The sequence below is a fragment of the Streptococcus anginosus genome (assembly GCF_001697145.1).
GTDB lineage: Bacteria > Bacillota > Bacilli > Lactobacillales > Streptococcaceae > Streptococcus > Streptococcus hominis.
In genome coordinates, this window is record NZ_CP012719.1 from 1,588,086 (window position 1) to 1,600,597 (window position 12,512).

Sequence of the window (12,512 nt, forward strand, 5' to 3'; positions counted from 1 at the left end):
AAAAGTAAAGAATTTTCAAACAAATCTTTTACTAAAAAATGTGATTGTATTCCAAATGCTTTCAAACAACGGACTCACTTCTCGTATCCTATTGATGGATACATTGCTTTTTAGGTTATTTCCCCTCTGGGTGAATGACATACGTTTCAAAATCCAGATTCGGCATACATTCTGCTAAATTGTTCTCAATGCGCTTCAGTGCTTCTAAACGCATTTCAACAGATGTATGAGCATTTCCTTGAATGATAAAAATAGCATTCTTTGTCTCGTCATCAAATTTATAGTTTTCTCCGTCACGAACATCTAGCCATGCTAAAATTCCTTTTTGATCACGATAAACATAATCAGTCTGTGAAACGTGTTTTTCCGTAGATAAAATCGGTAGAAACACATCTTCTTTTTGACTAACCGTAAATTCAATTTGCCCTGCTATTTTGTCCAAATCATGCCCACCGATGGCTAATAGAGAATGTAAAGATTCAACATTATAAATATCAATAATACTATTAATATGCGGAATAGAACCACGATGTCGAATATTCCGAATAAGCGCTAAAACAGTGGGAGGATTCTTCTTGACACTGCGACCAACACTTTGCAACAAATCTTTGTAGCCTTGAATGACTGCATCATCAGACACTTCATCCACATTGCATTTCAAGACCCACTTTTCCATTTCTTTTTGCTTTTCCAAAAATGAAGCGGATAAAGGCGTATGTGGATCTACATTTTTGGCAATGCCAATTACCACATTTTTAATTCCAAGCGCTACGAGACTTTCATCAAGTATAAATTTTATCATAGTCTACCTCCAAATAATAATTTAGGGAATTGATTAACTATTAAATCCTTTGCAAAAAGTCTTATTTTATTGCTAAACTGCTGCTTTTTATGACAATCTAGTTGTAGCTTTCCTTTAAAAACTTGCACCAATTTGTTATACTGATAAGACTTTCTATTTATAAAAGATATTAAAAAGACTGGAATAGGCCCCAGATTGTGATACCAATCATGGAAGCCTGTCCCATTCTATTATTTTTCACTATTTTCAACCGCAGCTGTGACAAAAGCCGTATAAAGTCCTTCTGGACGATTAGGGCGGCTGGATAATTCTGGGTGGTATTGACACGCAACGAAGAATTTATTTTCTGGAATTTCTACAATTTCTACCAGACGATTATCAGGTGAAACTCCTGAGAAGACAAATCCTGCTTCTTCAAATTGTTGACGGAATTCATTGTTAAATTCGTAACGGTGACGGTGACGACGCTGAACAACTTCTTGATTGTCATAAGCTGCAGCCGCTTTGGAACCGCGTTTCAACTTAGACGGATAAAGTCCTAAACGAAGCGTCCCTCCCATATCTTCTACATCAATCTGATCCCGCATCAAATCTATAACAGGATGTTTCGTATCTGGATTTAGTTCTGAAGAATTAGCATCTTCAAATCCTAACACATGGCGAGCAAACTCAACACAAGTCAACTGCATACCAAGGCAAATTCCAAGCATTGGCACATTATTTTCACGCGCATATTGAATGGTCGCAATCTTTCCTTCGGTTCCGCGATGACCAAATCCACCTGGCACAATAATACCGTCTGCATCTTTCAACAATTCGGCGACATTTTCCGTTGTGACATCATTCGCATTGACCCAATTCAGCTTGATTTCTGCATCATTGGCATAACCAGAGTGCTTGAGAGCTTCTACAACAGAGATATACGCATCTGGCAACTCCACATATTTCCCAACAAGCGCAATTTTCACTTGTTTCTTCAAGTTCATGACTTTATCAACCATAGCAGACCAATCTGTCATATCTGCTTCTGGCACGTCCAACTTCAAGTGATCACAAACGATTTGGTCCATGTTTTGTGCTTGCAAATTCAGCGGAATTTGATACAAATGTTCCACATCTAGCGACTCAATCACTGCTTCTGGTGCTACGTCACAAAATTGCGCCAATTTATTTTTAATATTTTGACCTGCTGGCTTTTCAGTGCGAATGACCAGCATATTCGGTTGAATACCCAGACCACGCAATTCTTTTACAGAATGCTGAGTGGGCTTCGTTTTCATTTCCCCGGCTGCCTTAAGATAAGGAAGCAAGGTCGTGTGAATATACATCACATTGTCTGCTCCGACATCTGCCTTCATTTGACGAAGCGCTTCTAAGAATGGCAAGCTTTCGATATCTCCAACAGTCCCTCCCACTTCTGTAATAATCACATCAGAGTCTGTTGTCGTTGCAGCACGTTTAATCTTTTCTTTTAAAGCGTCTGTAATGTGTGGAATGACCTGGACAGTTGCTCCAAGATACTCACCTTTACGTTCTTTGCGAAGAACTTCACTATAAATCTTACCTGTTGTGACATTTGAATATTTATTTAGGTTAATATCAATAAAGCGTTCATAGTGCCCCAGATCCAAGTCTGTCTCTGCACCATCGTCCGTCACAAATACTTCCCCGTGTTGGTAAGGACTCATCGTTCCTGGGTCAATATTGATATATGGGTCAAACTTTTGAATAGTCACCTTAAGGCCACGGTTTTTCAAGAGACGACCAAGACTTGCTGCCACAATCCCTTTACCGATCGAACTAACTACACCACCTGTAACAAAAATATATTTTGTTGCCATAAATACTCCTTATCTAAAATACAACGTCCATTGCTTTTTAAGACGTGTTCATGAATAGCAAAACAAAAATAGCTCCCTAGAGCTAGGGAGCTTCGACTTCTTAAAAGAAGTGCCCGATATTATAATATCGCAGAATAAAACTTTTGTCAAATGAGAAAATAAGAATACATCATTAAATTTGACTATTCTTCATCTTCTCCATCTACTTCATCGTCAGAATAATCTTCGTCCTCTTCATTGAGTTCGACTTCTTCACCTAAATCATCAGGTGCGATTTCATTGATTTCAGCATCATACGCTTCAACTTCACTCTTCTCGTCGTCCAGATTGTCCTCGTCGTAACTTAGAGCAGGATCAGCTTCGTATGAGTCTTCATCCTCTGGATCATCATCACTGTAATCAATAGCATTTTCATCACCGTCCATAAAGGCGTTCACACGTTTCTTCTTCCGTTTCTTCGGAGTTTCTTCATCGTCTTCTTCAAGTGTGATAATTTCTTCATCCACCTCGTCAATCGCATACCATGAACGCAAGCCCCATTTGTTATCTCCAAGAGGAATGAAACTGCCGTCTACATTTAGCTCTGTATAAAAAAGCGGCAAGGCTTCACGAATATCACTATTTGATTTTTCAAGGTAATTTTGAATTTCATTGACAAGATCATTAAAATACATTTCATGATTGCGACCACGTGTTTCTAAGATAGCACGCGCTACTTCAATCATAGAAAGTTCACTTTTTTCTTGTCCAGCAAATACTTCTAATTCCAAAGTCAATCTCCTTTTAAGTCTGAGGGCTTCTGCCCTGTTGGCTCTCAAATATTTAATTTATTGAATTTTTCGCTACTTTTTATTGTACGATAAAAATCTTCTTTCGTCAAAAGAATTTTATCCTCTATTCAAGAAAATCACCATTTTTACCAAAATGACTTCCGCTTTTATAAAAAAAGAAGCAAAAAGGCAATTCAGCCAATTCTCTGACTGAACTTGCCTTATGTTATCGCTCGATTATTTTACTTTTGCAGTACTTGTAATCAATTCAACGGCTTTTTTAATCACAATATCATGTTTCAACATATCTGCTGAAAGAAGTTGACGAACGCGTTCTACTTCCATATTGTAATCAGCGGCAAGTGAAGCAATTTCTGCTTCAATGTCTTCATCACTTGCTTCAAATCCTTCTGCTTTCGCAACAGCTTCAATCACAAGGTTGGTTTTAGTACGTTTTTCAGCATCAGCTTCATGTTGCTTGTGAAGGTCTTCTTGCGTTGTACCAGTGATTTGGAAATACATATCTGGTGAAATACCTTGACGTTGCATGTTTCCAAGGAATTCATTCACAGAGCGATGAACTTCTTCGTGAACCATTTCTTCTGGCAACTCAACGATTTCTGCATTTTCTACTGCAAGATCAAGTGCTGCAGATTCAACTGCGTCATCAAAAGCAATTTCTTTTGATTCAGCTAATTCTTTGCGGTATTTTTCTTTTAATTCGTCAAGTGTTTCAACATCTTCATCAATGTCTTTCGCTAGTTCATCATCTAGTTCTGGAACTTCTTTTTCTTTGACTTCATGAATCGTAGTCACAAATTTAGCATCTTTACCTGCAAGGTCTGTTGCTTGATAGTCTTCTGGGAATGTCACGTTTACTTCTACTGTTTCACCAGCAGCATGTCCAACTAATTGATCCTCAAAACCTGGAATGAATTGACCACTTCCAAGTTCAAGTGAGAAATTATCTCCTTTACCACCATCAAATTCAACACCGTCAACTGTTCCAACAAAGTCAATCACAACTGTGTCGCCATTAGCAGCCTTGTCTTCTTTCAATACAAGCTCTGCTAAATTGTTGCGCTCACGTTCAATTCTTGCGTCTACATCTGCGTCAGATACTTCTTTAGAGACATCAACAGATACTTCTAAATTTTTATATTCACCTAATTTTACTTCAGGTTTTGTAACCACTTCCGCAGTAATGGTCCAATCTTGACCTTTTTCCATAGACGCCACATCAAATTGTGGTTGGGCAACAACTTCGATCTCTGCTTCTTTAACAGCAGCTTCATAAGCAGCTGGGAGAAGAGCGTTCAGTGTGTCTTGGTAAAGAGCTTCTTCCCCAAATTTTTGGTTAAACACCGGACGAGGAAGATGACCTTTACGGAAACCTGGTACATTCAGAGTTTTCTTAACTGAGTTAAACACGCGATCCAATTCTGGCTTGATTTGTTCTTGACTGATTGTAAATGTCAAAACTCCGCGATTTGTTTCTTTGTTTTCAAATGATACAGACATTCTGTCATTTCTCCTTAAAATTTATTGAATACAATCAATTATACCATAAATACACGTTATTTCACAAATTTTCTAATGAAAAATTTAACGATTTTCCGTCCATTTGCTGATTTTGCTCTTTATGCTTTCCGAATTTTATCTTTTTGGTAAGCAGCTCGCGCTCCACCGATTAGCTTCGGACGACTGGCAAGCGCAGTCACATGCGCTTCTCCTAGTTCTCGTAAAATTGGTCGAACTGGGATTTGAACGTGTTTAACATGCATACCAATCGCCGTATCTCCGATATCTAGCCCCGCTTGAGCCATGATAAATTCCACCTCAACTGGATCGTTCATATATTTAAAAGCAGCTAACTGCCCGCTTCCACCGGCATGCAGAGTGGGCAAGACATTGACAATTTCTAGATTTCGTTTTTGAGCCAACTCTCGCTCCACAACCAAGGCTCGATTAACATGTTCGCAGCCTTGAACAGCTAAGTAAAGATCACGCTCGGATAACATATCCAATATGGTTTTGACAATGACTTCTCCCACTTCTTGGCTGGAATTTTTTCCAATATGCCCTCCAATCACCTCACTGGAAGAAAGTCCAAGCACAAAAATATCACCAGCAGAAAGAACTGATTTTTCTAAAACATCTGCTAAAATTGTTTGTGTTTGTTCTTTAAGTTTTTGTAAATCCATGATTTCACCTCGTTTTAATTGTATTATAAATGATTTTTATTGCTTTTACAAACTGAAATTCTTAAAAGTAAAAAGGGCACAATGCCCCTTATTTACTTTATTTTTTCGAAACATCTGCCAACAATTTATTCAAGATAGCTCCGACAATCATTCCCAAGGTATTTTGGCAGAAGTTAGGAAATATTTCTGGAAAAGCTGCTCCCCAACCATGCATGATTGTGGAAGCAACAGCATACCCCCCTACCATAACAAGCGTCGCCAATACTAAACCAAGATAACGACTTTTCCCTTTAAAACCCGCAAAATAACCTTGTAGACCATGAAAAATCATGCTAAAAAACATCCACTGCGGATAACCCGAAATCAAATCAATAAGAAATCCGGCTAAACCACCAACAATTGCTCCTTCTTTTCTGCCAAAATAAAAGGCGGCAAAGAAAATTCCTGTATCAAGAAAAGTTAAAATTCCCGTTGGCGTTGGAATTTTTAAATAATATCCCAAAACAACTGTCAAAGCAGCAATCATAGATAAAAGGACAAGTTTATGCGTCTGATTCTTTTTCATATTGAACAACTCCATATTGATCTGAATGTTGGATAGCTCGGTAAACAAATTCTTTTGAATTTTGAACCGCTTCAAAAGTTGACTTCCCTAATAATAGCTGACCGGCAATGCTTGAAGCAAAGGTACAGCCCGCACCAGTATTATTCTTGTCTAAAACAGGTGATTCTAAAATTTGAAACCGCTCGCCATCATAAAAAACATCTATCGCTTTTTGAGCATCTAAGCGATTTCCTCCTTTGATAACAACGGATTTAGCGCCCATAGAATGTAGAAGTCTAGCCGCTTCTTTTACATCTTCTAATGTTCGCAATTCTTTTTGAGTCAAGAGTTCGGCTTCTGGCAAATTAGGCGTGATAATACTTGCATAAGGGAAAAATTTAATCAGTTCATCTCGAAGCGCTGAAACCTCCACATCATGGCTTTCCTTGCAAACTAAGACAGGGTCTAACACAACAGGAGTCTCTGCATGAGCTTTCACAAAATCCAAAGCCAAATCTGCCACTTCTACATTGGGCAAAAGCCCCAATTTAATAGCTGAGAAAGGGACATCCTTGAGAGAGTTGAGCTGCTGAGCAAAGACGGTCGTGTCTACAGGAATAATCTCAAAACCTTGCTCCGTCATGGCGGTCAAGCAAGTCACCGCCACAAAACCATGTAGTTGGTTGACCGTGTAAGTCGCTAAATCAGCATGCAGTCCGCCACCACTAAAAATATCATTCCCTGAAATTGCCAGAATAAGATTATTCTTCATATCGTATCTCCTTTAGATAAAGTCCGTTTGGCGCTGCAGTCGGTCCAGCCAAATGACGATCTTTCTCTGTTAAAATTCTATCAATCTGCTCAACTGGCATTCGACCGTTGCCGATCTTCAGCAATGTTCCGACCATATTGCGGATTTGCTTATATAAAAATCCATTGCCGGAAAAAGTAAACATCAAAAAGTTGCGTTTTTCATCAAATACCAGCCTCGCTTCTGTAATCGTCCGTATTTTATTTTCCACGCTAGTTCCTGACGCTGTAAAACCTGTAAAATCGTGAGTTCCTTCTAACTTTTCAATAGCTTCTTCAATCAAACTCAAATCAAGCGGATAAGGGTAATGGGTTGCATAATAGCGCATCATAGGATTTTTAGGACGCCCGATATCCACTATAAATTCATAGGTCTTGCTGTGTTTACAATATCTTGAATGAAAAGCTTCATTAACTTCTTCTACGCTAATAAAATCAATGTCTTCTGGTGTCTGCGTATCAAGTGCGAAACGTAGTTTTTCTCCATCTCTTTTTTGTGGTAAATCAAAATGAATAACTTGTCCTAGCGCATGAACACCGCTGTCTGTACGTCCTGCACCATGGATTACGACCGATGCCCCACTATTGATTTTGGTTAAAGTCTTTTCAATCTCTTCTTGAACGCTACGAGCATGAAGTTGCCGCTGAAAACCAGCAAAGCCATGACCGTCGTAAGAAATAATCGCTTTATATCGTGTCATGTGTTTATTGTAACAAGAAAAAAAGCCCCTCGCAAGACTGTAAAAACAAAACTGTCCGGGGACAGGTTTTCATTGAAAATATGCTACACTAGAATACGGAGGAAAGATAAATGACTGATATTACTTTTTGCAAAAAGAAATCTCGATTTCGTTACAAAGCTGCTGCCGTCATTATTGAAGAAGGCGCGCTTGCTTTTATGACCAATCCAAACGAGGATTATTTTTATCCTTTAGGTGGAGCTGTTCAGCTAGGAGAAACTTCAGAAGAAGCTATTCTTCGAGAAATTAAGGAAGAAACTGGACAGGACTACGAAATCGATCGATTGCTGTTCATTCACGAAAATTTTTTCCAACAAAATTCTGGCAAGTTAGCTGGTCTGAATTGCCATGAAATTTCCTTTTATTACTTGATGAAGTCAAAAGGCCAGCAGTTCCCAAGCTTCTCTCCTCGTGAAACAGTTGAATGGATTCCACTAGATCGAATGGATGAGTATCAAGCCTACCCAAATTTTCTAGCAAAACTTGTTTCCACACAACCAACTGGTATCAAGCGCGTCATCACCAAAGATGAAAAACACACAATTTTATCCTTATAATATAAAAGAGCAGCGTCAAACTGCTCTTTTCTTATTGCTCAAAGGCATCTTTCATTTTATCAAAGAAACCTTTTTTCTTCGGATTGACTTTCATATCACCAGCTTCTGCAAACTCTTTCAACGCTGCTTTTTGTTTGTCGTTAAGTCCTGTCGGTGTTACAACATTGACTGTGACATACTGGTCTCCCATGCTGCCGCCACGAAGGCTCGGTGCTCCCTTTCCACGCAGGCGGAAGCGTTTGCCGGTTTGTGTTCCCTCTGGAATGGTTAATTCCACATCACCGTGAACGGTTGGTATTTCCACGCTGTCACCTAAAGCTGCTTGAACGAAATTGAGATTGAGCTTATAATAAATGGTTGATCCATCCCGCTCAAACTTATCACTTGATTCCACCTGAACGACGACATATAGATCTCCGTACGGTCCACCGTTGAAACCGGCCTCCCCTTGACCAGACAAGCGAACTTGTTGACCAGTTTCAACACCTGCAGGGATTTTTACATGAACACTATGGGCTTGTTTTTCATGTCCTGTTCCATGGCAGGTTTGGCAAGGGTCTTTGATTTCTTGTCCGCGCCCATGGCAGACATCACAAGTGACTTGACGACGCATCATTCCAAGTGGGGTTTGCGTATCCACATTGATGACACCAGATCCGTGACAGCGACTACAAGTTATTGGACTAGTTCCCGGTTTCGCACCAGAGCCATGACAAGTATGGCAAGTCGCCTCACGATTGTATTTAATTTCTTTATCTGTACCAAAAATCGCTTCTTCAAACTTAAGGTTGACCCGATATTGAAGATCATCTCCTTGACGAGGTGCGTTGGGATTGCGACTTGCACCACCTCCACCAAAGAAGCTAGAAAAAATATCTTCAAAACCTCCAAAGCTAGAACCGTCAAAGCCACCAAAACCGCCAGCTCCACCGCCGAAGCCTCCGTTAGCTCCCGCAGCACCATATTGGTCATAGGCTGCCCGTTTTTGCTCATCACTCAAGGTTTCATAGGCCTCTTGGACTTCCTTGTATTTCTCTTCAGCACCCGGTTCTTTATTGATGTCTGGGTGATATTTCTTTGATAATTTCCGATAGGCTTTCTTAATCTCATCCTGAGATGCGTTTTTTGAAACGCCTAAACGGTCATAAAATTCTGTATTGTTCATATAAGATACTAAGAGCGAACAGAAAGCGACTGAAATTTAGGAAACCGACAAGAAATCCTGATTTCTTAAGAGGTTTATCTAATTTCCGAGCTTTCCGCTCGTGTTCAATTCCATGAACACTCTTTGTTCCTTTCTGTTATTGTTACGAAACAAACCAATATTTAGGTTGGGTTCAGTTCCTCTTTATCCAAAAACAGAGGTTGGTTTATCAACCCCTGAATTTATCTGTTACAAATCGGCTACAAGTAAGATTGAGCAAGCACTAAATTATAATCCGCAATCGTTCTTGCCAAGATGTGACAAAGGAGGTTTCAGGATTTTCCTGAAGCACTCCTGTCTCATCGTTACGATGGGAGAAAGCAAAGACGATTTTTTCTTTGTTTTCGATCTAGTAAGCCGCCTAGCTTGACCGCCTTATAGCGGCAAGCGTTAGCAGATGAGCTGCTTTGGCGTCTTATTTCTCCGTAAACTCACCGTCTACGACATCATCACCTTTGTTGTCGCCTGTACTTGTTTGGCTTGCACCTTCTGCTCCTGCTTGAGCTTGTTGGGCTGCAGCCGCTTGTTCGTAAAGTTTCACAGCGAGGGCTTGCGCTTTTTCATTGAGTGCTTCAAGTTTTGCTTTCATGTCATCCAAGTTGTTATCTTCTTGAGCTTTCTTAAGGTCATCAAGGGCAGCTTGGGCAGCGTCGCGCTCTGCGTCGAAGCCTTTTCCTTCTGTTTCTTTGATTGTCTTTTCAGTTGCAAAGATTGCTTGATCCACTTCGTTACGAAGATCTACTTCTTCTTTACGTTTTTTATCTGCTTCAGCGTTTGCTTCTGCATCTTTCATCATGCGGTCAATTTCTTCGTCTGTCAAACCGGAGTTCGATTGAATAACGATGTGTTGTTCTTTTTGCGTACCAAGGTCTTTAGCCTTAACAGACACGATACCGTTCTTATCAATGTCAAATGTTACTTCGATTTGAGGGATTCCGCGAGGAGCAGCTGGGATATCTGTCAATTGGAAACGTCCAAGAGTCTTGTTATCTGCTGCCATTGGGCGTTCCCCTTGAAGAACGTGGATATCAACAGCTGGTTGGTTGTCTGCTGCAGTTGAGAAGACTTGTGATTTAGATGTTGGAATCGTTGTGTTGCGGTCAATCAGTTTAGTGAAGACACCACCCATTGTTTCAATACCAAGTGACAATGGTGTTACGTCAAGCAGAACAACGTCTTTGACATCACCAGTAATGACACCACCTTGAATAGCTGCACCCATAGCAACTACTTCGTCAGGGTTTACTGATTTGTTTGGCTCTTTACCAGTTTCAGCTTTTACTGCTTCCACAACGGCAGGGATACGTGTTGAACCACCAACAAGAATAACTTCATCAATTTCTGACAAGCTAAGACCAGCGTCAGACAATGCACGACGAACAGGTTCTTTTGTGCGATCCACAAGGTCACGAGTCAAGTCATCAAATTTTGCACGAGTCAAAGTCATTTCTAAGTGGAGCGGTCCAGCTTCTCCCGCAGTGATGAATGGCAAGCTGATTTGAGTAGAAGTTACACCAGAAAGGTCTTTCTTAGCTTTTTCAGCCGCATCCTTCAAACGTTGAAGAGCCATCTTGTCAGTTGACAAATCAATACCGTTTTCTTTCTTGAACTCTGCTACCATATAGTCGATAATCTTTTGGTCAAAGTCATCACCACCGAGTTTATTGTCCCCTGCAGTTGCTAGCACATCAAAGACACCATCGCCTAATTCAAGGATTGACACGTCAAATGTACCACCACCAAGGTCAAATACAAGGATTTTTTCTTCTTTATCTGTCTTGTCCAAACCATAAGCAAGGGCTGCTGCTGTTGGTTCGTTGACAATCCGTTCTACTTCAAGACCAGCAATTTTACCAGCATCTTTAGTTGCTTGACGTTGGGCATCGTTGAAGTAAGCAGGAACTGTGATAACTGCTTTGGTTACTTTTTCACCAAGGTAATCTTCAGCATAGCCTTTCAAATATTGAAGAATCATAGCTGAGATTTCTTGTGGAGTATACTCTTTCCCATTTGCTGAAACTTTTTCAGAAGTTCCCATTTTTGATTTAATGGAGATAATCGTATCAGGATTTGTCACCGCTTGACGTTTTGCTGCGTCACCAACGATGATTTCACCGTTTTTGAAAGACACAACTGACGGTGTTGTACGGTTACCTTCTGGATTTGCGATAATTTTGCTTTCAGTTCCTTCAAGAACTGCAACCGCTGAATTTGTTGTACCTAAGTCAATACCAATAATTTTACTCATTATTTTTCCCTCTTTATTTTAGAATTTCTTTTTTGATACTCTTCTTAAGTGGCGGCGTCATCAGAGCTTGATTAAGTCAATCTCTTTATTAAAGTTTGCGCAGAGAGCACCACGGTGAAGAGTGTCGCTAATTGTTCGCTTCGCTCACGGTTTAGCAGAGCGAAAATATATTTTCTTTCTTCATAGTTTACCGTCGTTTCGGACGAGATTTTTTATTCTGCTACTACTACCATAGCTGGTCTTAGGAGACGTTCATGGAGTTTATAGCCCTTTTGGAAGACTTGTGCGATGCTTCCAGCTGGGTGATCATCATCTGCCGGCACCGTCTGAATAGCCATATGGAAGTTGTGATCAAACTCACCGTCTATCGGAACCTCTTCAATTCCTTCATCTTTAAGAGCGGCAATCAAACTTTCCTGTACCATTTCTAGCCCTTTTCGGACATCATCAGTCAATCCTTCAACTGCCAAGGCACGTTCTAAGTTGTCCAGCGAAGGAAGGATTGCTTTCCCTAAGTCTTGGCTACGATATTTCTGCAATTGTTGACGTTCTTCATTTGCTCGGCGCTGAATATTTTGCATTTCAGCAGCTGCACGAAGATATTTGTTTTCAAATTCGTCTGCGCGCTCATTCGCCAAGTCCAATTCAGACTTCTCAGGAGCTACCTCTGTTGTTTCTTCAGACGTTTCTTCTACTGAAACGTCCTCTTTTTTTACTTCTTCTTGCTGTTTTTCTTCTGCCACTAGGCACCTCCTTATGATCTTTTGATTATTTTTCTATCTATAGCTATCA

The 12,512-nt window shown here is 40.2% G+C and carries 12 protein-coding genes; 1 reads left to right on the forward strand and 11 read right to left on the reverse strand.

Translation table 11 applies throughout. From position 1 onward, the window contains the following. Positions 1 to 115 precede the first annotated feature (115 nt). From SanJ4206_RS07710 to truA, 8 genes are all read right to left on the reverse strand, one after another. Positions 116 to 802, reverse strand: coding sequence for a B3/B4 domain-containing protein (locus tag SanJ4206_RS07710; protein WP_004224098.1), 687 nt, complete (start codon positions 800 to 802; stop codon positions 116 to 118). 230 nt (positions 803 to 1,032) lie between these two features. Then, positions 1,033 to 2,643 (reverse strand): CTP synthase, encoded by a 1,611-nt coding sequence (locus tag SanJ4206_RS07715; RefSeq protein ID WP_004224101.1) that lies wholly within the window; start codon positions 2,641 to 2,643, stop codon positions 1,033 to 1,035. A 182-nt stretch (positions 2,644 to 2,825) separates the two neighbouring features. Next, positions 2,826 to 3,413: a DNA-directed RNA polymerase subunit delta gene (gene rpoE, locus SanJ4206_RS07720; RefSeq protein ID WP_022525152.1), complete on the reverse strand. Its 588-nt coding sequence runs from the start codon at positions 3,411 to 3,413 to the stop codon at positions 2,826 to 2,828. Between the two features lie 237 nt (positions 3,414 to 3,650). Next, complete coding sequence (gene tig / locus SanJ4206_RS07725) at positions 3,651 to 4,934, reverse strand: trigger factor (protein ID WP_004224106.1); 1,284 nt, start codon at positions 4,932 to 4,934, stop codon at positions 3,651 to 3,653. Between the two features lie 119 nt (positions 4,935 to 5,053). Continuing rightward, the gene (locus tag SanJ4206_RS07730) at positions 5,054 to 5,617 is read right to left on the reverse strand and encodes a TIGR01440 family protein (protein ID WP_004224107.1); all 564 of its coding nucleotides are present in this window, start codon (positions 5,615 to 5,617) and stop codon (positions 5,054 to 5,056) included. 97 nt (positions 5,618 to 5,714) lie between these two features. Beyond that, positions 5,715 to 6,182, reverse strand: coding sequence for an ECF transporter S component (locus tag SanJ4206_RS07735; RefSeq protein WP_004224110.1), 468 nt, complete (start codon positions 6,180 to 6,182; stop codon positions 5,715 to 5,717). Continuing rightward, positions 6,160 to 6,933 (reverse strand): bifunctional hydroxymethylpyrimidine kinase/phosphomethylpyrimidine kinase, encoded by a 774-nt coding sequence (locus SanJ4206_RS07740; RefSeq protein WP_004224111.1) that lies wholly within the window; start codon positions 6,931 to 6,933, stop codon positions 6,160 to 6,162. The genes SanJ4206_RS07735 and SanJ4206_RS07740 overlap by 23 nt, the downstream gene beginning before the upstream one ends. Next, positions 6,923 to 7,672: a tRNA pseudouridine(38-40) synthase TruA gene (truA, locus tag SanJ4206_RS07745; RefSeq protein ID WP_004224115.1), complete on the reverse strand. Its 750-nt coding sequence runs from the start codon at positions 7,670 to 7,672 to the stop codon at positions 6,923 to 6,925. Before truA ends, SanJ4206_RS07740 begins: the two co-directional genes overlap by 11 nt. A 110-nt stretch (positions 7,673 to 7,782) precedes the next feature. Between truA and SanJ4206_RS07750 the strand changes: the two genes are divergently transcribed. Further along, on the forward strand, positions 7,783 to 8,268 hold the full coding sequence (locus SanJ4206_RS07750; RefSeq protein WP_004224118.1) for an NUDIX hydrolase: 486 nt from the start codon (positions 7,783 to 7,785) through the stop codon (positions 8,266 to 8,268). Between the two features lie 31 nt (positions 8,269 to 8,299). Here SanJ4206_RS07750 and dnaJ read toward each other — a convergent pair whose 3' ends face one another. From dnaJ to grpE, 3 genes are all read right to left on the reverse strand, one after another. Next, positions 8,300 to 9,433 (reverse strand): molecular chaperone DnaJ, encoded by a 1,134-nt coding sequence (gene dnaJ / locus SanJ4206_RS07755; RefSeq protein ID WP_003039670.1) that lies wholly within the window; start codon positions 9,431 to 9,433, stop codon positions 8,300 to 8,302. A 454-nt stretch (positions 9,434 to 9,887) separates the two neighbouring features. Further along, entirely contained in the window at positions 9,888 to 11,720 is a 1,833-nt protein-coding gene (gene dnaK / locus SanJ4206_RS07760; RefSeq protein WP_004224124.1) for a molecular chaperone DnaK, read from the reverse strand. Between the two features lie 212 nt (positions 11,721 to 11,932). After that, positions 11,933 to 12,463 carry a nucleotide exchange factor GrpE gene (gene grpE, locus SanJ4206_RS07765; protein WP_004224126.1) on the reverse strand — a complete coding sequence of 177 codons (531 nt, stop codon included), beginning with the start codon at positions 12,461 to 12,463 and terminating at the stop codon, positions 11,933 to 11,935. Between the last annotated feature and the right edge of the window lie 49 nt (positions 12,464 to 12,512).